Raw genomic sequence first — 20722 nt, 5'->3', positions numbered from 1 at the left:
GCTGAGCATCCGGCCCGACAGCTCGATCAGCTAATGCCCTGGAATTGGCAACCAGAACAGCACCCGATCGTCACCTGATCCGAGCTACGTCGCGGCTTTCACCGGATGGCTACGTCGAACGGGAAAATACGCTTGATGCTGCCGATCGATTGATACTCAAAATGAAGCAGCAGGGCAGTTTCCCGCTCGGCAGGCGAGGCGTCCTTCTCATCAACCTCATAGGCGGGCGGCTTACGAAAAAATAGTTCAGCTTCTCGCCTCCAAATACATCGCATTCGGTCGCGACAATGCTGTCATTCAGCTCTATATTTTCGCCAGATGATGGGCGCTGACGGATTGAAGCCAGAGGTTAAGTACTGCCGGGTTCGATCGTGTTTTGTTTCAAGGGATCGGCATTTCCACTCCCCATATGGCAAGTCTGCTGCAAAACAAAGTCGGACGCTCTTCACCAATGGAGTAGAAGGCGCTCTGAAGTCAGGCCGATGTTGGCGTTGTGCATGATTCAGGATGCCTCTGACCCGGTGACTAAATGCGCATCGATGACTTTCTTTCTCGGCGTTCCCTCGCGTGACAGTTTTTTCTAGGTGCGGATCCTGAGTTTCCGCACCAGGCTTCATTGCAGCTCTGACACGGAGCATGGATTCATTGGTCAGCCCTGCGCAGAAGGCGCGGGCGGATGCTGAAGCCGGTCCGCAATTGCTTCGGGCTGCTGAGCGGGGGAAGAGTAGCGTCTCTCGGCGGGATTTATATCGAGTTGCTGGTGGAGCAGCGCCACATAATCCCGCTGCTGTGCGAATTCGGGATCGGCGTCGATCTGCTGGCCAAGGATCGCAGCCGCGCCGCCGGCGGTCATGATCGGCAGGATGGCGGCATCGGGCGCCTTGGCCTTGAATAACTCGAACTCTTCCATAATGCCTTGCATGCCGCCCACGAACACCGCAGYGGCGAAGCTGGTGTCATCGAGCATCTGTTCGCGCATGATTGCCAAGCTTGCGGCCATGTCCTTCGGGACTTCCGGTGTCACCACGACATTGTCGAACAAAGCGGTTTCCCTGGGGAACTCGTCCTCGAAAAACTCGCGCGCCGTCAGGGCAGGGGCGGTGTTCCAGGTGAGTTCCGCCACGTAGGACGGCCGGATCGGGTTCGAACGGTCTATGATCACGACCTTCAGCGGCACCGGCTTCTTGCCGCGGGCGATCCAGAGCTGCCAGTCGAGATCCTCGCCGCGATAGGCGAACTGGTCGGTTTCCTGCCCGTTGATCCGCGCGAAGCCCACGCGAACGGCCGAAGTGATGCCATCGGTCACGGGATTTTCGGACCAGTAGAACAGATCGGCAAGCGGCAGGTCGATCCCGTAGTCGAGATAGATCTTGTCCACCGTCTGGCGGATCGTCGCCGGGGCCGGCACTTTGGCATAGTAGTTCTGCCGCGGCACGTTCACGGTGAGTGATTTGCCGTCATAGTAATATTCGCGGATCGCGCGGTCCGACTTCAATTGCACGAAGAAGGCGGTGGGCCGCATGACCTTGTAGGTTGCCTCATAGCCGAGATGCACGGCGATATCGGTGTCCTGCAACGTCGATTCCATCGTCGCCTTGGACTGGATCTCGAAGCTCTGCAGCGTCTTGAGATAGTTGCCCATGCCCTTGAGCGCCTGGATGGCCACCGGGTCGAGCGTCTGCGTCGCCGTGCGGGGCCCAGTGGCTGCGGTGGTGGCTGCGGTGGTCGCCGCGTCGGCTGCGGACGGGGTCTGGTCCGCAGCGGCCTGGGCGAGAGCGGGCGTCGCGGCACCCGCGAGCAGCAGCGCCAGCGTGAAGGCTCCGGCGGCAGGCCGGAAGCGCGAAACGGGCATCGGTCACTCCTTTGATGGCTGAACCGTTACAGGGTCACAGTTTCCCTGCCGGCGTCACATCCGGGGAATCCCTCTGATCGCGCTGGAATTGCCTCGGGAGATGCCAGGGCAGTCGGCGCGGCGAACCTCGGGGGCTGTCCATGGGGATGCCCGACAGCCTGCATCAGGGAGATTCCCGATAGCTGAAAGCCATTGCCAGCCGAATAGTTCAGGCCTCGATACAAGGAGAAGGCCATGAACTCGCGAGCGTTGACCCTGGCATGTTGCGCACTGCTGACGGCATCTTGCGCGACCACGCCGAAAGTAACCTTCGACGCCGATCCTACGGCTAATTTTGCCGGTTTCCGGACGTATAGCTGGGCTTACACTGCCGCACCGCAAGGCGTGAACCCGCTGCTTACCCAGCGCGTCAAGACCGCGGTCGAAAGCGAGATGTCCAAGCGCGGCTATACCCAGGCCGGCACCGGCGATTTCGCCATCGGGTTTACCCTTGGTTCGCGAGACCGCGTGGAAGTGTCCTCGCTTGGCTCCTACGGGCCCTATTTCCGTCCCTGGGGCGGCTGGGCCGGGTACAACCAGGTCGATGTGCGCAACGTGACGGACGGGACGCTGACCATCGACGTCTACGACAGCGCGAGCAAGTCGCCGGTGTGGCATGGCACTGCGACGCAGCAGGTGACCAGCAGCAGCGTTACTCAGGAAAAGGTCAATGCGGTGGTGACGGCGGTTCTCGCCAACTTCCCGCCGCCGGCAGGAGCGGCGAAATGACCGGCGAACCGTTCGAGAACGAGCGGGGCATCGCCACCCCCAGGCCCGAGCGGATCGACCTGCCTGCCGTTCCCCCTCTGCCCGACGTTGCCGGAATAACCCCCGACGAGGCTTCGACCACTTTCTCCCGGTTTCGCAGCAATCTCTCGCGCTTTCGTACGAACCTTTCGGAGCACCGCACGGACCTGTCCGAATTCCGGACCGATCTTTCGCAGCATCGCACGGGTCTTTCCGAAAACCGCACGGAAATGTCGATGCGGCGTACCGGCATGTCCTTCCACCGGACGCGGATGAGCGCTGATCGGACGCTGATGTCCGAGATACGCACTGCGCTGTCGCTCATCGGCTTCGGTTTCACGATCTATCAGGCCTTCGCAAAGCTGCACGAAGCGGGTGTCATCGGCCAAAGCCAGACACCCCGGAACTTCGGCGTGGCGCTTATCGTGCTGGGCATATTGCTGCTGTTCGGCGGCATCGCGCGGCACGTCCAGTTTGCCCTGGAGCTTCGCGCCAGCCGAAAGGCCATGACGGGTGACGGGCTGATCCACGGCGAGACGGTGTTTCCGGTTTCGCTTACCCTGATCGTTGCAGTGCTGCTGGCTATTCTCGGCATAGCGGCGGTGCTGGGGATCGTCTTCAACATCTCGGGGATGAACTGAACCGTGGCATCGAATGCAGCAAAGACCCGCCCCGGATCCGATCGCGACATGGTCTGGATCGAAGGCGGGCAGTTCACCATGGGCTCCAACCACCATTATCCCGAGGAACGGCCCGAACGGCCGGCCGCGGTCGAAGGCTTCTGGATCGACCGCAACCCGGTGACCAACCGGGAATTCGCGCGGTTCGTGGCGGAAACCGGCTATCGCACTTTTGCAGAGCAGGCGCCGGACCCGGCCGACTATCCCGGCGCCCTGCCGGAGATGCTGGTGCCGTCCTCGCTCGTGTTCCAGCCGCCCGCCCGCCCGGTCGATCCGCGCGGGCCGGTCAGCCAGTGGTGGTCTTTCCAGTCCGGCGCGGACTGGCGCCATCCCACCGGACCGGATAGCTCCCTGGACGAGATCGCCGAACATCCGGTGGTCCATGTCGCGCTGGTCGATGTCGAGGCCTATCTCGACTGGGCGGGACTCTCGCTGCCGAACGAGGCGGAATGGGAGTTCGCGGCGCGCGGTGGCAGCGAAGGCACCGAATTCGCCTGGGGTTCCGAACTCGTGCCGGGCGGCGTCCATCAGGCCAACACCTGGCAGGGCGCCTTCCCTTATGCGAACTTGCGGGAGGACGGGTGGCTGCGGACCTCGCCCGTCGGCACTTATCCGGCCAACGGCTATGGGCTCAACGACATGATCGGCAACGTCTGGGAATGGACCGCCGACTGGTGGCGCGATTCTCCCGGTGCGGCGCCGGTCAGGAGCTGCTGCTCCACGGCGCGGGCCAAGGCGATGCAGGACAGTGTCGACCCGAACGATCCCACGCGCATCCCCCGGCGCGTGCTCAAGGGCGGCTCGCACCTTTGCGCGCCGAACTACTGCCAGCGCTATCGACCGGCGGCGCGCCATGCCCAGCCGGTCGATACCTCGACGTCCCATGTCGGTTTCCGGGCCATCGCCAGGATCTGACGCGAACGACTGAGCCTGCAGGGCCCGGGGATCAGACCTGATCTCCGGGCTTTTCCTGTCGCCGCAGGAGCATCTGGTAAGGGATCAGCACCAGGAACCCGACTATCAGGAACAGCAGGACTGCAGCCGAAAGCGCCGCATTGGCGTGATTGGCACCGGCCAGAGCCAAGGCGATGCCAGGGTGTCGCATGGCGGCGGAGATGGCAAGCGAGCCTCGGTCCGCCAGGTTGTCGCCACCAAGAAAATGGCCGCCCGCGATGGCCACGACGACGACGAGTATCATGGCCAGAACCGTGCCATTGCCGATCAGCGCCATCATCGCCGGCCAGACTTTGATCAAGATCGGCAGTGCGGCCAGCACGAGCAGCAGGTAGGCGGCAATGGTCACGGCTTTCGTCAGGCGCGGAGCGGGCGCCCTGAGCAGGACCCGGCCGACTACAAGCCCGACCACAAGCGGGATGGCCACGCCGATGAGGATATTGCGCGCGACCACGCTGACCGGGAACTGGGCGTGAACGCCGTAGAAGCGGGCTGCCAGGGCGCCAAGGATCGGCACGAAGATCACGGCGAAGACGGCGCCGGTCGCCATGAGGCCGTAGACATAGGGCGTGTGACCGCCCGCCTTCAAAGCCTTGCCCGGCATCAGTGGGGGCACGGGCGAAATGGCCATGAGCAGGATGCCTGCTTTTGCCGCCTGGGAAAGCGGGAACAGCGCGACGATGGCCATGGCCGCGAGGATCGGGATCACCATGATCGCCACGAAAGCGGGCAGCAACAGCCGCGGGCGCTTCAGGACATAGGCGAAGTCACCGCGCGACGATGCCAGTCCGGCCGCAACCACCAGCAGGCCGAGGCTCAAGGTCAGCAGTAACGGTATCAGTTGTTTCACGATCTCCATCGGTCTTCACCTTCCGTTGTGCTTTGCGATCATTGCCTTGGCAGGAGCAAAAGTTGATCGGGGAAAGTCCCTAGCCGCCTCGTGAAATGCCGCTATCCGCCTCTTCCGTGAGGCGGCGTCGCTCAGAACGCCTCGCCGATTCCGAAGTAGATGGCCTGTGAATCCCGACCCATCGCGATGTCGAGCCGCAAGTTCGTGCCGGTCTCTGGCGAGGCCTTGAAACGCAGGCCCATGCCCACGGCGGGCAGGAACTTGCCACGGTCGAGATCTCCGAGGCTGTCTCCGATCCCGCCGATCCCGCCGAACAGGACGCCGCCGAACCTGTCGCTCATCTGCTGGCGCCATTCGACTTGCGCGGTCCACATCGCGCGGTCGCGGTAGCGGCCCATTTCGTATCCCCGAAGGTCTCCGTTCTGGCCGTACATGCACAAGTCGTAGAACGGGGCCCCCTTGGATACCGCGCAAAGACTGCCGTGGATCGCGAGCGTGCCGGTGGAGGTCGCCGGGAAGTACCCACTGGCCGCGAACTGCCAGGTGTCATAGGAAAAATCGCTGCCCAGCGCGTCCATGTTGAAGACGCCGACGAGCGTGACATTCGCGCCCTTGCGCGGCGCGAACTGGTTGTCCCGGCTGTCGTAAGTCACGGCCGGGCCGATGCCCGAAGTCTGGCTGTCGAGCAGGTTGCCCGGTAGATTGAGATCGGGAAAGAGCGGGTTTTCTCGCTTTATCCGCGAGTTTACCTTGAGAAAGCGATAGCGCGCGCCGACGTAGAAGTGCTCTGCGATCTCGTACTGCCCCTGCGACAGGATCATGGTGCCCCGGTCCTCCAGGTCCACCGAGATGTCGCGGTCGCCCGCATTGGCGCCGATGCCGTAGAACTGCATGTTGATGTCGGCATAGCCGCCGAAGAGCAGCACTTTGAAACGGTCGTCGTCCAGCGACATGCTGTGCACCGCGCCGGCGCCCCAGCTCTTGTTGGTGGTATAAAAGGCGCCGCCGCCGGTGACCCAGGGCTGGCTGGAGCCGTTGGGGTTGTAGAACAGCACCCCCGCCACGGTGAGCCCGGCCCCGACCGTCGGGTTCGACATCGGAATGGGAACGACCAGCAGGTCGGGCTTCATCTTCTTGGCGGCGGGAGGTGCCGGCGGCGCGGCTGCCGATGTGGCGGCGTCGCCGGTTGCAGGCCGGTCGTTCTGGGGGGCGGACAGCGAAGTCGTCGCGATGACGGTGTCGTTCGCCATCTGCTGCACCGGCAGGTTCTGTGCCATGACGGGAAACGGAAGCCCGGCCAGCAGCAGCGTCGCCAGCATCGGGGCAGACCGGAGCGGGACCGCGGACAGGGGCCGAGGGGGCGTGGCATCCGGCCGCTGCTGCTGCATGGTCGGCTCTCCTTCTGGATGGGCACTTGTCTTGCGGCGCAGCGGCGACCGACAAGACGCGGCCGATCGGTGTCCGGTCAGTTCGTCGCGGCGGCCGGCGGGAAGATCTTGAGCGGCAAGGTCAGGCTCAACATGCCCGCGGTCCCCTCCTGACGGCGGCGGGCGTCGAATTCCTGGAATACGCGCACCCGGAAGGTGGCCGGGCTGCGGCCGAGGATCAGGTTATAGGCCGCCGTGCCGCCCAGCGCCGCAACCCGGCCCTTGTTGGGGCCGAGCACCGCACCTTCGCCGGTATCGCCGCTGATCTGGTCGTAATAATAGCCGACGATCCCGGCGGAGAATTTCTCGGAGAAGCTCTTCTCCACCGCGGCTTCGACATGAAGCTCGTTGCCGGTGTTGTAGTCGGTGACCTTGTTGTTGCCATTGAAAGTGACACCGGCCTTGGCGCTGACGTCCCAGCCGGAATCGGTGTCGTGCCAGCTCGCCGCCAGCGAGGCGTCGCCGGCCCAGCGGTGAAACGCGATGTTCGCCAGCTCGCCTTCGCGGTAGTGGCCCACCGGGATATTCACGAAGCCGCCGACCTGCAGGTAGAACTTGTCCCACTTCCAGCCGAGCGACATGTTGGCGAGGGGGTCGCCGATCGCCAGGGTATTGTCGGTGCGGGAGCGGGTGATGGACTGTCCGCCGGGCCCGGCGACGATCACCGAGGCATCGACGAAGGGCGCGGCCAGCGGCAGCGAGCCGCCAAGGGCCAGGGTGCCGCCCAGGAACTTGGTGGAGGGCACCCAGACCAGGGTGGTGAACTGTGCCGCCACGAAGGAGTCGAGGCCCAGCGCGACATTGCCGCCCACGACAAGGCTCTTGTCGGCCGCGATGTCGCCGCCGTAGAAATACATTGTGTCGTCCACGAAGATGCCTTCGACGGGCGGCTGAACGGCGGCGGCGGGGCCGCCGGATCCCAGCAGGTAGATGCTGGTGCCGCCTTCCGAGGCCTGGGCCGTGCCTGCGGCCTGGCTGCATCCCAGCGCCAGGAGACTCCACAAGACGTGCCGGAAATTGACATGGGGCATGTACCGCTCCTGATCCTCTGACAGGTCGAGGAGAGTGCGGCAGGCGGGCCGGGAGCTGAATCGGGGATTACCCCCGGATTGCCCGACGCATGTCCGGGTGAACGGGGCGGGAGTGGTCGGGCGGGAGTGGGCAGGGCGGGAGCGGGCCGTCGCCTGGGAGCGGAGTAGTCCCGCGCAAAGCCGGTAATGGTCCCGATGTGCGCGCCGCCGCGCTGCGGATAATGTCTTGCGAAAATGCCGGGACCCGAGACCGGGAACAGAGGAGACTCAAGATGCGCGCGCGCTTGTCCAGATATGCCGTCCTGCCCCTTCTGCTTGCTTGCGCCGTGCCCGCCCTGGCGGCCAAGGCACCGGATACCTGGGACGGGCTGATGCATGTGAAATCAAGCAAGATCGAGACGGTCTACCTTCAGCCCGATGCGGACTTTCGCGGCTACACCAAAGTCATGATCGACCCGGCGGAAATAGCCTTCCGCAAGAACTGGCAGCGTGAGCATGGCTTTGCCGAGGACAGGGGGCGCCCCGTCTCCAACGAGCAGGCGCGGGATATCCTAGAGCAGGCGAAGACCGGCTTCCACAAGCTGTTCGTGGAAGCTTACCAGAAGGCGGGATACCAGGTGGTGGACCAGCCCGGCTCCGATGTGCTGCGGCTGTCCACGGCGGTCGTCAATCTCGACGTGGTCGCCCCGGACCCCATGACGGCGGGCCGGTCGTGGACCTTTTCCCGCGACGCCGGGGGCGGCACGCTGGTGATCGAGGCGCGAGATTCACGCACCGGTGCCTTGCTCGGCCGTGCGGTCGATTCCCGCAGCATGGAAGACAGCCGGGCCTACTTGCGCAACACCGTGACCAACACGGCGGACTTCGAAGACCTCTTCGCTCACTGGGCCAAGCTGAGCGCTGCGGGCCTCACCGAATTGAAGAGCCTCTCGCCCATCAATGCCGAGGGGATGTCCAAGAAATAGCGAGAATACTAGAAAATAAAAGTTCCAGGCTGAAATGTGATCGTAACGTTGTTTGCGCGAGTGATGGGCTGGATAGGCAATATCCACTCCCCTAGGATGCAAAACAACTTGGTATCGGGTGAAACCCGGATGGCCGAATCGGCCCGCGTTCACGACCATTGCGGTCCTATCGTGCAGAAGGATGCCTATCATGCCGAATGGAAAGCCGAACATCCTGGTCATCTGGGGTGACGACATCGGAATCAGCAATCTCAGTTGCTATACCGACGGCCTGATGGGCTATCGAACGCCGAACATCGACCGGCTTGCCAGGGAAGGCATGAAGTTCACCGACAGCTACGGCGAACAGAGCTGCACCGCGGGGCGCTCGTCCTTCATCACCGGGCAGAGCGTGCTGCGCACCGGGCTCTCCAAGGTGGGTATTCCCGCCGCGCCCTCCGGCATGAATGAAAAGATCGTGACCATCGCGGCGCTGCTCAAGGAGCAGGGCTATGCCACCGGGCAGTTCGGCAAGAACCACCTGGGCGACCTGAACCACATGCTGCCCACCAATCACGGTTTCGACGAGTTCTTCGGCAACCTCTATCACCTCAATGCCGAGGAAGAGCCCGAGATGGAGGACTATCCGAAGGACCCCAAGTTCAAGGAACGCTTCGGCCCCCGCGGCGTGATCCACAGCTGGGCGACCGACAAGGACGATCCCACGGAGATGGAACGCTGGGGCAAGGTGGGCAAGCAGAAGATCGAGGACACCGGTCCGCTCACCAAGAAGCGCATGGAGACCTGCGACGACGAATTCGTCGCCGCGGCGCTCGATTTCATCAAGCGGCAGGAGGCGGACGACAAGCCGTGGTTCGTGTGGCTCAACACCACGCACATGCACATGTTCACGCACCCCAAGCCGGAGAGCAAGGGCCAGGCCGGTCGCTGGCAATCCGACTATCACGACACCATGATCGACCATGACAAGAACGTCGGCCAGGTTCTCGATGCTCTCGACGCCATGGGCATCGCCGACGACACGTTCGTCATGTATTCGACCGACAACGGCCCGCACCGCAACTCCTGGCCGGATGGCGGCATGACCCCGTTCCGCAGCGAGAAGAACACCAATTGGGAAGGCGCGTTCCGCATTCCGATGATGGTGCGCTGGCCGGGCAGGATCGAGCCCGGCTCGATCTCCAACGGCATCGTCCAGCACCACGACTGGCTGCCCACTTTCCTGGAAATGGCGGGCGAACCCGACATCGTCGAGAAAGTGAAGAAGGGCCACCAGGCGATCGGCCGCACCTACAAGAACCACATCGACGGCAAGAGCCTGCTGGGCCACATCACCGGCAAGGAGAAGGACAGCCCGCGCAACTTCTTCTTCTACATCAGCGACGATGGCGACATCCTGGCGATGCGCTACGACAACTGGAAGCTGGTGTTCCTGGAGCAGCGCTGCCCGGGCACCATGCAGGTCTGGGCCGAACCCTTCACCCGGCTGAGACTGCCCAAGATGTTCAACCTGCGGACCGACCCTTACGAGTTCGCGGATATCACCTCGAACACCTATTACGACTGGTTCCTGCACAACGCCTACTTCATCTATGCGGCCCAGACCGGCGCGGCGATGTTCGCGGAGACGTTCAAGGAATTTCCGCCGATCCAGCGTCCCAACAGCTTCACCATCGACGACGCCATCGCCAAGATGGCCGATGCCGCTGCCGGTTCCAGTTGATGGGGAGCGCGCGCCGTCCGATCCTCCTTTCGGCACTGGGTGCCGCCGCGATATTCGTATCCGCGGCGGCCCAGTCGCCCCAGGGAACCACTGCCGGCCCGGCGCCCGTGGAGACGGGCGCTGCCGGCGCCGGACCGCCCAGCATCACCGCCAAGCTGCCGCCGGGCATGCCGAAAGGCTACCTCTCGCTCTCGCAGCTTCCGGATAGCCTAGCACTGCTGCCGCCGCCACCGGCAGAAGGATCGGCCGCGTTCGCGCGGGACGAGGAAACGGACAAGACCATGGCCCGGCCGAAAGACAGTCCGCGCTTCATCCAGGCGGCGAGCGATGCCGATCTCAAGCCGGCGCATGCCTTCCAGGCTTTTGCCTGCGCCGCCGGCGTGACACCGGATGCCAAGCGCACGCCGGTGCTCTACCGCGTGATGAGCAAGGCGATGATCGACATCGGACTCTCCACCTACAAGGCCAAGGACCACTATCGCCGCGTGCGGCCTTTCGTGGCCCACGGCGACACGACCTGCTCGCCGCAGGACGAAGCCGTGCTGCGCACCGACGGATCCTATCCCTCCGGCCATAGCGCGCTGGGCTGGGGCTGGGCGCTGATCCTGGCCGAACTCATGCCCGATCGCGCCGATGCCATTCTCCAGCGCGGCCGTGATTTCGGGGACAGCCGGCTGGTCTGCAACGTCCATTGGGCAAGCGATGTCGATGCCGGGCGACTGATGGCGGCGGCCACGCTGGCGCGGCTCCATGCCGAGCAGGCGTTTCGTGCCGACCTCGACGCAGCGCGCGCCGAACTGGCCAGGACCGGAACGAAGCGCGCGCCGTCCGTAGAGGCATGCAGCACGGAAGCCGCGGGGCTTCGGCTGCAATAACGCGCGTCAGAAGTTCGGCAGCGGTTGCTCGGCAAAGCCCCAGCCGCGCAAGTCGGCTGCGTGTTCGATCAGGGCTTCGGCATCGTCTATCGAGAAGGGATGGGCGTCCTTCATTCCGTCCAGCTCGTCCCAGGAGATCGGAACCGCCACCGGCGCTCCGGCGCGGGCTCGGGCGGAATAGGGCAGGACGGCGGTGCTGCCGCGCTGGTTGCGCAGCCAGTCGATGAAGATCTTGCCCTTGCGCTTGGCCTTGCTCATCGTCGCCACGAAGCGGTCCGGTTCGGCCGTGCTCAGGGCTTCGGCGAACCGGCGGGCGAAGTCCTTGTGGCTGTCCCAGTCATGGCCGGGCGTCAGCGGCACCACGACATGGACGCCTTTGCCGCCTGACAACATGGCGAAGCTGACCAGGCCGATATCCGCAAGCTGGCGGCGCAAATCCTGCGCGGCGCGGCGGCAGTCTCCGAAGTCCAGCCCTTCGTCGGGATCGAGGTCGAAGATCAGCCGGTCCGGCTTCTCGACGGCGTCCGCCCGCGATTCCCAGCCGTGGAATTCGATGGTCCCCATCTGCACGCAGGCGACCAGCCCTTCGGCGTCGTCGATATAGAGGTAGTCCTCGCTGCCGCCGTCCTTCTCGCGGATCGGGACGTGAGAGACGTGAGGGCCGAACGAGCCGCTGTCGTGCTTCTGGAAGAAGCATTTCCGGGCGCGACCCTGGGGGCAGCGGACGAGGCTGATCGGCCGGTTGGCGGCGAAAGGCAGCATGAGCGGGGCCACCGCGGCATAGTAGTCGGCAAGCTGGCCCTTGGTCTGGCCGGTCTCCGGGAAGATCACCCGGTCCCGGCTGGATATTTCGACGTCGATCGCGGCCTTGGGAGCGGACTTGGGCATTTCGGGGGTGACCTCCTTCGCCGGCTTGTCGCTGCGCAGGCCCAGGAAACTGGCGTGACGCACACGCCCTTCGGCGGTGAATTCGGCAAAGGCGATCTCGGCGACAAGCTTCGGCGTTACCCAGGTTGCGCCGCGCGCTTCGGTCCGGTCGGCTTCCACCGGTGCGGTCTTGCGGACGAGCGGTGCCAGCCGGGCCGCCAGATCGCCCAGGGTGTCGCCGTCGAATCCGGTGCCCACTTTGCCGCGATAGACCAGCTTCCCCTCTTCGTACTGCGCCAGCAGCAGCGAGGAAAACGGCCGTCCCTTCGCACTCGATCGGCTCCACCCGACTACCACGAATTCCTGCCTGCGGGTACATTTCACTTTGACCCAGTTGCGGGTGCGGCGGCCCGCATAGGCGGCGTCGATGCGCTTGGCGATCACGCCTTCCTGGCCCGCCTGGCACATCGCCGCGTAGAGCTTTTCACCCGCGCCGATCACATGGTCCGCCACGAATAGCGGGGATCGGGCATCGGCCAGCAGCGCTTCCAGCCGCTCCTTGCGCTCGATATTGGGGAGCGAGGCCAGGTTCCGCCCATCGAGTTCGAGCAAGTCGAAGGCGTGGAATTCCAGTTTGTCGCCGGGTTTCTGGCTGCCGTGTCCGCGCTTGAGCACGGCCTGCAGGTTGGAGAAGCTGGGATTGCCGTCCGGTCCCCGTGCAATGATCTCGCCGTCGATCAGGCTGGGCGGAAGGTCGAGCGCGGCGAGGGTGTCTACAAGCGGGGCGAACTTGTCGCTCCAGTCGAGGCCGCTGCGGGTATATATTCGCACGGTATCACCGGCGACGGCGGCGAGTGCGCGGTAGCCGTCGAACTTGATCTCGTGCATCCACAAGTTGCCGTCCGGCACGGCATCGACGAGCGTGGCCAGCTGGACCGCGCGAAACTTCGGCGGGGCGCCTTTGGCCCGGCTGCCGGGCCGCCGCTTCGCTGCGGGCCTGGCCGTCTTGGCAGTCTCCGAATTGTGCTGCGCGGCGTCGTCCATGGCATCGGCAAAGGCCTTGCCCTTCTTGCCCTTGAGCGACTGCGTGCCCGCCTTGTCCGCTGCGATCTCGGCCATGGTGCGGCCGGTGAGCACGCTTTTCAGCCCTTCCTCGACCAGTTGATCGCCGGAGACGGCATGGGCGTCGCTGACCTTGCGCAGCAGCCAGTTCTCCCGCTTCTCACCGGGTCGGCCCTTCATCCGCACCAGCAGCCACTCGCCCTTCATCCGCTCCCCGTCGAGCGTGAAGTGGAGGTGTCCTTCCTCCAGGTCCTTCGCGCTCTTGCCCGCGATCGGCGCCCAGGTGCCTTCGTCCCAGAGCATGACGGTGCCGCCGCCATATTCGCCTTGCGGAATGTTGCCTTCGAAGCGGGCGTAGGAGAGGGGGTGATCCTCGGTACGGACGGCCAGCCGCTTGTCCTCGGGATCGGCGCTCGGCCCCCTGGTCACGGCCCAGGACTTGAGCACGCCGTCCACTTCCAGCCGGAAATCCCAGTGCAGCCGCCGCGCGGCATGCTTCTGGACGATGAAGATATTTCCCGTTTCGCTGTTCTGCCGCTTACCGGCCGGCTCGGCGGTTCGGGCGAAGTCTCGCTTGCGGTTGTATTCGGCGAGAGGGTCGGACTTGGCCATCCTTACCGCTCCTTGCCGGGCGAAGGATGCCGCCGGTCCCAGCGCGCCTCCACAAAATGCAGCGCCGTCACCATGACCAGGCTGACCAACATGCCGATGGCCACCAGCGGCCACTGCCCGGCGCCGCAGGCGATGCCGATGATCGCGGTCAGCCACATATGCGCGGCTGTGGTCAGGTTGCGCAGGCGCCCGCGGGAAAACACGATCAGCCCGGCTCCGATGAAGCCCACGAAAGCGCCGGTCGCCTCGAAGATGCGCAGAGGGTCCATGCGCGGTCCGTCGAGCTGGAAGTAGAGGGCGATGATGGAAGTGGTCATCGTGGCCGCCGCCACGCAGACCAGCCCGTGCGTGCGCAGGCCGGCCGGATGGCCGTGCCACTCGCGGTCGAGGCCGAGCAACAGGCCGACCACGGCGGCAACGCCAAGCCGCAGCAGAACCTCGGAATCGATCGCATGGAGGGGGATCGCCGGGTTGAGTTCCATGGCTCAGGCGCGCTTGCGGCTTCGCGTGGTCGTGGTGCTCGTGGTCTTCGTGGTCTTGGCCGGGCTCTTCGTCGCCGCCGGCTTCTTGGCGGCAGGCTTCTTCGCCTCGGCCTTCTTGGCAGGCGCCTTAGCCGCGGAGCCCTTGTCCGCTGCGGACTTGCTCGCAGGCGCCGCTTTCCCCGTGCGGCTGCCGCTGTCGCCGACCGACTTCTTGAGCGCGGCCATCAGGTCGATGACATTGCTCTTGTTGCCGCCCGATGGCGCCTCGACGTCTTCCAGCACGCGCTTGTTGCTTTTCGACTTGGCCTTCTTGTCGATCAGCCGGTGAAGGGCATCGATATAGCGATCATGGAATTCGGCGGGGTGGAAGGGCGCGCTCTTCTTCTCGATCAGCGTGGTCGCCAGATCGAGCAAATCGGCGTCGGGCTTGTCCTCGCCGATCTCGCGGAAATAGCCCTGCGCCTTGTGGACTTCGTCGGCGTAGCGAAGGACTTCCATCACCAGCCCCCGCCCGCACGGCTTGATCGAGACGAGTTGCTCGCGCCCGCGCACCGCCAGTTGGCCAAGCCCTACCTTGCGGCTTTGGCGCAGCGCCTCGCGCAGGACGACGTAGGCTTCCTCGGCAAGATCGTCCGCGGGAACGACGAAGTAGGGCTTTTCATAATAGAGCACGTCGATGTCGCCCGCGTCCACGAACTGCACCAGTTCCAGCGTCTTGCGGCTCTCGATCTTGACGGCTTCGATCTCTTCCTCGTCGAGCAGCACGTAGTTGCCCTTGGAGATTTCATAGCCCTTGATGATCTCGTCGCGATCGACCGGGCCTACGCCGGGCGCGACTTTCTCGTAGCGGATGCGCTTGCCGCTCGGTTCGTGGATCTGGTGGAAGGAGATGGTGGCGCCGGACTTGGTGGCCGGATAGACCTCGATGGGAATCGACACCAGGGCGAGCCTGATCTGTCCTTGCCAGTATGCGCGTGCGGCCATGGCCCGTTCCTTCCTCGCCGATGAGAAAGGCGCGGGCCCTGGGTTGGTTCCCGCAAAGCGGTCCGGTGAAATGTCAGCCGACGACGATAGCGCTGATCCGGTGGAAGAAGGGGTGATGCGGCGTGGCGCCGTGGGCCACCTGGGTGAACATCCCGTCGCCCAGGTTGGGCAGCTTCGATTCGACCCCGCAGACTTCCTCGCCGCCGCGCACGTCGATATGCGCGTGGAGCTTGCCGTCGAACTCCAGGCCGATGTCGACCGCATGCGGGAACTCGGCGCTCAGCACTTCCAGCACCCGATTGAGCCGGTCGGTCAGCGAATCTTCCGAGGAGGCATTGGGAAGCGAGGAACCGTCGATCGAGTAAAGGGATGCATCCTTGCGCATGGGGGGCGCCTCCTAAGAATTTCCGGAAGGGATAGATCGGAAGGGTACTGGGCTGATCGACCTCCAGCTTACCTGTTTTCCCGTAACAGGAAACACCGCAGTTTCCCCGAGCGACGCGGTCCGTCCCGTTTCAGGCTGGCCCGCTGCCGCGGCCATGCGGGCTGTCCAGATCAAGTATCGGGCCGGACGGGACAATCCCGGTGGGATTGATCGTGCGGTGGCTCTCGTAATAATGGCCCTTGATGTGCTGGAAGTTTACCGTGCCGGCCACGCCCGGCGTCTGGTAGATGTCGCGCAGGAACCCCTGCAGGTTGGGATAATCGAATATCCGCCGCAGGTTGCACTTGAAGTGGCCGACGTAGACCGCATCGAAGCGCACCAATGTGGTGAACAGGCGGATATCGGCCTCGGTCAGTCTGTCGCCCACCAGATAGCGATTGCGCGACAGGCGATCCTCCAGCCAGTCCAGCGAATCGAACAGCGGCTGGACGGCTTCCTCGTAGGCGTCCTGGCGGGTCGCGAAGCCGGCCTTGTAGACGCCGTTGTTGACCGTGTCGTAGACCCGGGCGTTCACCGCATCGATCTCCGCGCGCAGGGCCTCGGGGTAGAAGTCTCCCGGCGCCGCGCCCAGCCCGTCGAAAGCCTGGTTGAACATGCGGATGATCTCGGAGGATTCGTTGTTGACGATCCGCCCGGTCTTCCGGTCCCAGAGCACCGGCACGGTCACGCGGCCGCTATAGGCCGGATCGGCGGCGGTGTAGACCTGGTGGAGGAAGCGGGCCTGGTGGATCGGGTCCGGGATGACCCCGGGTGCCGGATCGAAGGTCCAGCCCTTTTCCAGCATGAGCCAGTTGACCACCGAAACGGAGACCAGTTCCTCCAGCCCCTTGAGCGCGCGAACGATCAGCGTGCGGTGCGCCCAGGGGCAGGCGAGGCTGACATAGAGGTGATAGCGGCCGGGTTCGGCGGCGAATTCCCCGTCCGTCGTCACCCGGTCGCGAAAAGCGGCGTCCTTGCGGACGAAACGGCCGCCGGTGGATTCGGTGTCGTACCAGACGTCATGCCATTGACCGTCGACCAGCATTCCCATGGATGGCTTCCCTTCGTGCACGGATCGCGCCGGACTGCCGCCCGCCGCTTCATACCTTCAGGACGTCCGGACGCGGTGTTTGTGCCCGTGGGATGTCAGTTCTTTCGCGAGGCGCCGGTTTTCCAGCAAAGCCAGGCCACGTTGAGCCAGGCGCCCATCGTCAATTGCCCGGCCCAGGCGACCAGCGCATAGCCGAAGCCGAACACGGCAATGTCGATCGCGAGGACCAGTCCCACCAGAGACCAGCCGCCGGTCCGCGCCAGGCGGCTCTCGCGCTCGGTCAGGGCGCGGCCGGCAAAGTCGCGCTGGTGGCGCTTCATCGAAAGCGCGAGGGCGGTGAAGGCGCCGGCGGAGAGGAGGACGGCGAGAAGGTGGATCATGCGGCCATGGCCTCCGGGGTCTTGCGCCGAACGGCGCGGGGGCCTTCCGCCCGCTTGCGCGCGGCGCGGCGCGCGCCCTTGGCGAAGCCGGCGGCCAGCACCAGCATCACCAGGTCGAACGAAACGAACAGCCAGTCGCCCGCCAGGAGGCTGGCGGGCAGTCCGCGCGAGGTGGTCAGGGCGTTCACCACCGGCACGGCTGCGAACAGCGCGGCGGCGAGGCCGAGCGCCTCGGGCCAGGCCCGTGCCGAGGGGCGAACCACCGCCCAGACGAAAACCGCCAGCCAGGTGAGAAACAGGCTGTTGATCTCATGATCGGCGCGTTCGGCCATGCTCAGGGGCAGGAGGCGGTTGGCCAGGAAATAGGCCGCTATGCCGGCCGGGAAGCCCGCGACGGTGGCGATGTTGAGTTTCTCGACCAGGCGGAAGCCGAAGTGCGGATGGCTGGGATCGGGCAGCTTGGTGCGGCGCTTGACCGTCCAGAGCACCAGCCCGCTGCCCACCATGATCGTGCCGCCCAGGCCCGAGAGGAAATAGAGCCAGCGCAGGCCGTATTCGGCGTAGCGTCCCGCATGAAGGCCGATCATCACGCTTTCGGTGGCGAGCGCCGCGCCCTTTGCCATGCTGTGATCCGCGGGGCGGCCGGTGATGCCGTTGAAGGAGATTTCCTCGCCGCGCGAACCGATGGCGCCTTCCGATGCGCGGGCGATGTTGACCATGGCGGTGGAATCGCCGGGATTGGTGATCTTCACGTAGCCCACGCGCTTGCCGTCCCACGCGGCCGAAGCGGTGCGCATCAGCGGTGCCACGGCTACGAGAGGCGCAGGATTGCCGCTGCGTGCCACGTCCACGCTCTTGCCGAAGACGGCGTCCTGGAACGCCGTACGGTCGGCATAGTTCGCGGCAATGCCCCAGGGCATGTACATGATCGCCAGCGTGACCAGGCCGGTGAATGTGATCATCAGGTGGAAGGGCAGGGCGATCACGGCCGTGACGTTATGCGCGTCCAGCCAGGAACGCTGGCCCTTGTTGAAGCGCAGCATGAAGAAGTCGGCGAAGATCTTCTTGTGCGTGATGATCCCGGACAGGATCGCCACCAGCATGAACATCGCCGCCACGCCCACCAGGTAGCGGGCCCATAGTACCGGAATGTAGTGCAGGTCGAAATGGAAGCGATAGAGGAAGTAGCCGCCGCGCGTGTCGCGGGTGGAGACTTCGCGGCCGCTCTGGTCCAGCACGGCGCTGGTATCCGCGCGCTTGCCGCGCTTCTGGCCTTCGGCCGCCTGCCAGTAGACTTGCGTGGTGGCACTGCGGCTGTTGGGCAGGGAGATGTACCAGCTCGTCGCATCGGGCGCGGTGCGCTGGAGGAAGCGGACGGCGCCCTCGGCCGAAGTGACCGGATCGGCGCTACCGGTGATCTCGGGCTGCATCCAGCGCGTGATCTCGTCCTGGAAATAGGCCGAAGTGCCGGTGGCGAACATGGCGAACAGCAGCCAGCCCAGCAGCAGCCCCGTCCAGGTATGGAGAAGCGCCATCGACTGGCGCAGACCTTCCTTCACAGCCGGCCTCCCATGCCGAGCGAGAGCCAGAGAGCGGCCCCCAGCACGCCGCTGGAGACCGCCAGCCAGAGCCAGAGCCGCGAGACCGAGCGCAGGCCGAACGCGAAAAGGGCGATCGTGGCGAAGATGGCGAAGGAAAGCAGTGTGGCGGTGACGCTCGCCTCAGCGGGATTGACCGCCAGACCGTGCGCCAGCAGCCGCGCCAGGCAGGCCGTGGCCAGCGAGGTGACCAGGTAGTTCGCCGGAACCGCTGCGACGATGCGCGACGCGACGTTCCAGCGGCCGATGCGGCGGCCGGCGGGACCCGTCGTTCTGGCATTCGCGGCACTCTTGGCCATGCTCGTTCTTCCCTCGAGAGCAGGATATTGCAACTCAATCGCAAGAATGGCCGGTAATTTCGGCGGGCTCCGGAGTCAATGGTTCAGAATGGCGAGGCGGCTTTGGAAGCGCCATTGGGACGGGAGGATGCGGGGCGGGCAGGGCGGGTGTGCGGGGTTTCGCGCTGCCGGCGAGAGGGTTGGTGCGCGCGTTAAGAGCGCTTGCGCATGGGGATTTCCTCAAACCGTCATGGTGCCCGCCTAGGCAGCGCGCGCCGGACTTTGGACGGCCGGGCGCAGGGTGGAAAAAATCGTGTTATCGAATGCCATGGATCGTCCTGCGGCGCCGCCGCAGGACTGGAATGCAGTGAGGTCCACGCTTCTGCGCTACCTCCGTGCGCGAGGGGCGCGACCGGACGTGGCGGATGACGTGGCGCAGGAAACGCTTGCGCGCCTGATCGCTCTCAGCCAGACGCAGCAGATAGGCAGCCTTTTTGCGCTGGCCTTCAGGATCGCGGACAACCTGATGATCGACACGCGGCGCCGGGAAATGCGCCAGGAGACGCAGCACTCTGATGACGTTGACGACGAATGGGAAAGCGACGACCCCTCGCTCGACAGGATTCTCGATTCGCGCCGGGCGCTCGACGTGCTCTCGCTCTGCCTGCGACGGATGCCGCCGCTGCGCCGCGAAGTCCTCATCCGCAGGCGCCTGAATCATGAAAGTTGCCGTGCGATCGGCGAAGATCTCTCGATGAGTGCGAAGGCAGTGGAAAAGCATATCACCCGTGGCCTGCTCGATCTGCGCGCGGCGCTCGATCGCGCCGGTGTGGACTTCGCGGAGTTCGCCTGATGACGGCCCAGAGGCAGGAATTCGACGTGATCGACCGGGAGGCCGCTGAATGGGTCGACCGGATGAACCGTCCGCTGCACGACGCTGAAGTCGCCGCCGAGTTCGATCGCTGGATCATGGGCGATCCGCGCCATGTCGAAAGCTATGCGCGGCACCAGGCGCTCTGGCAGTCCGGCCGCTTGCGCAGTGCCCTGGAGGCCGCCGAAGCCGCGCCCGACGATTTCGGCACCTTCGAGGATGAGGCCGTRCCGAATTGGGCCGGGCAGGCGTGGAAGCAGTTCGCGGGCTTCGCGGCCGTGGCGCTGTGCCTGGTGGTCGTGCTCTCGATGGGCGCCCGCACGCTGGTGAGCGAATCGAGCTATGCCGCCGCCCGCGGTACCTCGCGCGAAGTCGTGCTGCCGGACGGATCGAAAGTGCGCATGAGCGGCGGGACCCGGATGGACGTGCGCATCACGCCCTGGTCGCGCGAAGTCGCGCTCCAGAACGGCGAGGCCTTCTTCGACGTGGCGCACGAGAAAGTCCGCACGTTCTCGGTCAACGCGGGCGATTCCCGCGTGACCGTGCTGGGGACGGCCTTCGACATCGACCTGGTGGACAGCCAGACGCGGGTGGTGCGCGTCTATCGCGGCCTGGTCAGCGTCGATGCCGGGGCGGGGCGGCAGTGGCGGCTTCCCGCAGGCAACGGGATCGAAGTCGGCGGCGGCCGGGTGCGCAGCCTGGGCGACGTGCGCGGCGATCATCCCGGCTGGATCGACGGCTGGTTCGACGCGGACGACACCTCGGTTCAGCAGCTCGTGCAGCGCATCAATCGCGGTTCGGACCTGCCGGTGGTGCTGGCCGATCCGGGATTGGGCCAGCTGCTCGTGACCGGGCGGTTCCAGACCTCCGATCCCGAGATGGTGCTGGAAGCGCTGGCGGCGATCCACGATCTGCAGTGGCGCAAGGAAAAGGCGCGCTACGTCCTTTCCCATTGAGTTCGTTTGCAGGA

Annotated in this window: 20 protein-coding genes; 8 read left to right on the top strand and 12 right to left on the bottom strand. The window is 65.0% G+C overall.

Annotated elements, in window-relative coordinates; all coding sequences use genetic code 11:
- Positions 1 to 649 precede the first annotated feature (649 nt).
- Entirely contained in the window at positions 650 to 1852 is a 1203-nt protein-coding gene (locus tag AB4Z00_RS17630) for a DUF2092 domain-containing protein (protein ID WP_442046743.1), read from the bottom strand.
- A gap of 234 nt (positions 1853 to 2086) precedes the next feature.
- Here AB4Z00_RS17630 and AB4Z00_RS17625 point away from each other — a divergent pair, with 234 nt between their 5' ends.
- Genes AB4Z00_RS17625 through AB4Z00_RS17615 form a run of 3 tightly spaced genes read left to right on the top strand, consistent with a single transcriptional unit; the run spans position 2087 to position 4233 of the window.
- Positions 2087 to 2620: a DUF4136 domain-containing protein gene (locus AB4Z00_RS17625; RefSeq protein ID WP_132263534.1), complete on the top strand. Its 534-nt coding sequence runs from the start codon at positions 2087 to 2089 to the stop codon at positions 2618 to 2620.
- Positions 2617 to 3279, top strand: a complete 663-nt coding sequence (locus AB4Z00_RS17620) for a DUF202 domain-containing protein (RefSeq protein WP_314465952.1) — start codon at positions 2617 to 2619, stop codon at positions 3277 to 3279. Before AB4Z00_RS17625 ends, AB4Z00_RS17620 begins: the two co-directional genes overlap by 4 nt.
- Before the next feature lie 48 nt (positions 3280 to 3327).
- Positions 3328 to 4233, top strand: coding sequence for a formylglycine-generating enzyme family protein (locus AB4Z00_RS17615; RefSeq protein ID WP_134093196.1), 906 nt, complete (start codon positions 3328 to 3330; stop codon positions 4231 to 4233).
- Positions 4234 to 4264: 31 nt separating this feature from the next.
- Here the strand turns inward: AB4Z00_RS17615 and AB4Z00_RS17610 are convergent, their stop codons facing one another.
- From AB4Z00_RS17610 to AB4Z00_RS17600, 3 genes are all read right to left on the bottom strand, one after another.
- Positions 4265 to 5131, bottom strand: coding sequence for a Na+-dependent transporter (locus tag AB4Z00_RS17610; protein ID WP_134093195.1), 867 nt, complete (start codon positions 5129 to 5131; stop codon positions 4265 to 4267).
- 122 nt (positions 5132 to 5253) lie between these two features.
- Complete coding sequence (locus AB4Z00_RS17605) at positions 5254 to 6510, bottom strand: BamA/TamA family outer membrane protein (protein WP_442046742.1); 1257 nt, start codon at positions 6508 to 6510, stop codon at positions 5254 to 5256.
- Positions 6511 to 6587: 77 nt separating this feature from the next.
- Positions 6588 to 7580, bottom strand: a complete 993-nt coding sequence (locus AB4Z00_RS17600) for a SphA family protein (RefSeq protein WP_431566754.1) — start codon at positions 7578 to 7580, stop codon at positions 6588 to 6590.
- Between the two features lie 272 nt (positions 7581 to 7852).
- On the opposite strand from AB4Z00_RS17600, the gene AB4Z00_RS17595 reads away from it, so the two are divergent.
- From AB4Z00_RS17595 to AB4Z00_RS17585, 3 genes are all read left to right on the top strand, one after another.
- Entirely contained in the window at positions 7853 to 8545 is a 693-nt protein-coding gene (locus AB4Z00_RS17595; RefSeq protein WP_132263524.1) for a DUF3313 family protein, read from the top strand.
- A gap of 190 nt (positions 8546 to 8735) precedes the next feature.
- On the top strand, positions 8736 to 10268 hold the full coding sequence (locus AB4Z00_RS17590; protein ID WP_442046741.1) for an arylsulfatase: 1533 nt from the start codon (positions 8736 to 8738) through the stop codon (positions 10266 to 10268).
- Complete coding sequence (locus AB4Z00_RS17585; protein ID WP_442046740.1) at positions 10268 to 11143, top strand: acid phosphatase; 876 nt, start codon at positions 10268 to 10270, stop codon at positions 11141 to 11143. The genes AB4Z00_RS17590 and AB4Z00_RS17585 overlap by 1 nt, the downstream gene beginning before the upstream one ends.
- A 6-nt stretch (positions 11144 to 11149) precedes the next feature.
- On the opposite strand, the gene ligD is transcribed toward AB4Z00_RS17585, so the two are convergent.
- The 8 genes from ligD to AB4Z00_RS17545 all read right to left on the bottom strand — a co-directional run bounded on the left by ligD (position 11150) and on the right by AB4Z00_RS17545 (position 18902).
- Positions 11150 to 13684, bottom strand: coding sequence for a DNA ligase D (gene ligD, locus AB4Z00_RS17580; RefSeq protein WP_442046739.1), 2535 nt, complete (start codon positions 13682 to 13684; stop codon positions 11150 to 11152).
- A 2-nt stretch (positions 13685 to 13686) separates the two neighbouring features.
- Entirely contained in the window at positions 13687 to 14166 is a 480-nt protein-coding gene (locus tag AB4Z00_RS17575; protein WP_314465937.1) for an MgtC/SapB family protein, read from the bottom strand.
- 3 nt (positions 14167 to 14169) lie between these two features.
- Complete coding sequence (gene ku, locus AB4Z00_RS17570) at positions 14170 to 15150, bottom strand: non-homologous end joining protein Ku (RefSeq protein WP_442046738.1); 981 nt, start codon at positions 15148 to 15150, stop codon at positions 14170 to 14172.
- 73 nt (positions 15151 to 15223) lie between these two features.
- On the bottom strand, positions 15224 to 15535 hold the full coding sequence (locus AB4Z00_RS17565) for a hypothetical protein (protein WP_243654096.1): 312 nt from the start codon (positions 15533 to 15535) through the stop codon (positions 15224 to 15226).
- Between the two features lie 130 nt (positions 15536 to 15665).
- Positions 15666 to 16625 (bottom strand): glutathione S-transferase family protein, encoded by a 960-nt coding sequence (locus tag AB4Z00_RS17560; protein WP_134093188.1) that lies wholly within the window; start codon positions 16623 to 16625, stop codon positions 15666 to 15668.
- Positions 16626 to 16720: 95 nt separating this feature from the next.
- The gene (locus AB4Z00_RS17555) at positions 16721 to 17005 is read right to left on the bottom strand and encodes a DUF3325 domain-containing protein (protein WP_442046737.1); all 285 of its coding nucleotides are present in this window, start codon (positions 17003 to 17005) and stop codon (positions 16721 to 16723) included.
- Positions 17002 to 18564, bottom strand: a complete 1563-nt coding sequence (locus AB4Z00_RS17550) for a PepSY-associated TM helix domain-containing protein (RefSeq protein WP_134093186.1) — start codon at positions 18562 to 18564, stop codon at positions 17002 to 17004. The genes AB4Z00_RS17555 and AB4Z00_RS17550 overlap by 4 nt, the downstream gene beginning before the upstream one ends.
- Complete coding sequence (locus tag AB4Z00_RS17545; RefSeq protein WP_442046736.1) at positions 18561 to 18902, bottom strand: hypothetical protein; 342 nt, start codon at positions 18900 to 18902, stop codon at positions 18561 to 18563. The genes AB4Z00_RS17550 and AB4Z00_RS17545 overlap by 4 nt, the downstream gene beginning before the upstream one ends.
- A gap of 307 nt (positions 18903 to 19209) precedes the next feature.
- Between AB4Z00_RS17545 and AB4Z00_RS17540 the strand changes: the two genes are divergently transcribed.
- Both AB4Z00_RS17540 and AB4Z00_RS17535 read left to right on the top strand, forming a co-directional pair.
- Positions 19210 to 19734 carry an RNA polymerase sigma factor gene (locus AB4Z00_RS17540; RefSeq protein WP_279388316.1) on the top strand — a complete coding sequence of 175 codons (525 nt, stop codon included), beginning with the start codon at positions 19210 to 19212 and terminating at the stop codon, positions 19732 to 19734.
- Positions 19734 to 20708: a FecR family protein gene (locus tag AB4Z00_RS17535; RefSeq protein ID WP_442046735.1), complete on the top strand. Its 975-nt coding sequence runs from the start codon at positions 19734 to 19736 to the stop codon at positions 20706 to 20708. The genes AB4Z00_RS17540 and AB4Z00_RS17535 overlap by 1 nt, the downstream gene beginning before the upstream one ends.
- The last annotated feature ends 14 nt before the right edge of the window (positions 20709 to 20722 follow it).

Source organism: Novosphingobium sp. YAF33 (assembly GCF_052113265.1).
GTDB lineage: Bacteria > Pseudomonadota > Alphaproteobacteria > Sphingomonadales > Sphingomonadaceae > Novosphingobium.
The sequence above is the reverse complement of the archived record's forward strand: the minus strand, read 5'-3'. Positions and strand labels throughout refer to the sequence as shown.

Bases quoted from the DNA above. Each gene is read 5' to 3' on its own strand.
- AB4Z00_RS17625 (WP_132263534.1), top strand. From the start codon at position 2,087: ATGAACTCGCGAGCGTTGACCCTGGCATGTTGCGCACTGCTGACGGCA.
- AB4Z00_RS17620 (WP_314465952.1), top strand. From the start codon at position 2,617: ATGACCGGCGAACCGTTCGAGAACGAGCGGGGCATCGCCACCCCCAGG.
- AB4Z00_RS17615 (WP_134093196.1), top strand. From the start codon at position 3,328: ATGGTCTGGATCGAAGGCGGGCAGTTCACCATGGGCTCCAACCACCAT.
- AB4Z00_RS17610 (WP_134093195.1), bottom strand. From the start codon at position 5,131: ATGGAGATCGTGAAACAACTGATACCGTTACTGCTGACCTTGAGCCTC.
- AB4Z00_RS17605 (WP_442046742.1), bottom strand. From the start codon at position 6,510: ATGCAGCAGCAGCGGCCGGATGCCACGCCCCCTCGGCCCCTGTCCGCG.
- AB4Z00_RS17600 (WP_431566754.1), bottom strand. From the start codon at position 7,580: ATGCCCCATGTCAATTTCCGGCACGTCTTGTGGAGTCTCCTGGCGCTG.
- AB4Z00_RS17595 (WP_132263524.1), top strand. From the start codon at position 7,853: ATGCGCGCGCGCTTGTCCAGATATGCCGTCCTGCCCCTTCTGCTTGCT.
- AB4Z00_RS17590 (WP_442046741.1), top strand. From the start codon at position 8,736: ATGCCGAATGGAAAGCCGAACATCCTGGTCATCTGGGGTGACGACATC.
- AB4Z00_RS17585 (WP_442046740.1), top strand. From the start codon at position 10,268: ATGGGGAGCGCGCGCCGTCCGATCCTCCTTTCGGCACTGGGTGCCGCC.
- ligD (WP_442046739.1), bottom strand. From the start codon at position 13,684: ATGGCCAAGTCCGACCCTCTCGCCGAATACAACCGCAAGCGAGACTTC.
- AB4Z00_RS17575 (WP_314465937.1), bottom strand. From the start codon at position 14,166: ATGGAACTCAACCCGGCGATCCCCCTCCATGCGATCGATTCCGAGGTT.
- ku (WP_442046738.1), bottom strand. From the start codon at position 15,150: ATGGCCGCACGCGCATACTGGCAAGGACAGATCAGGCTCGCCCTGGTG.
- AB4Z00_RS17565 (WP_243654096.1), bottom strand. From the start codon at position 15,535: ATGCGCAAGGATGCATCCCTTTACTCGATCGACGGTTCCTCGCTTCCC.
- AB4Z00_RS17560 (WP_134093188.1), bottom strand. From the start codon at position 16,625: ATGGGAATGCTGGTCGACGGTCAATGGCATGACGTCTGGTACGACACC.
- AB4Z00_RS17555 (WP_442046737.1), bottom strand. From the start codon at position 17,005: ATGATCCACCTTCTCGCCGTCCTCCTCTCCGCCGGCGCCTTCACCGCC.
- AB4Z00_RS17545 (WP_442046736.1), bottom strand. From the start codon at position 18,902: ATGGCCAAGAGTGCCGCGAATGCCAGAACGACGGGTCCCGCCGGCCGC.
- AB4Z00_RS17540 (WP_279388316.1), top strand. From the start codon at position 19,210: ATGGATCGTCCTGCGGCGCCGCCGCAGGACTGGAATGCAGTGAGGTCC.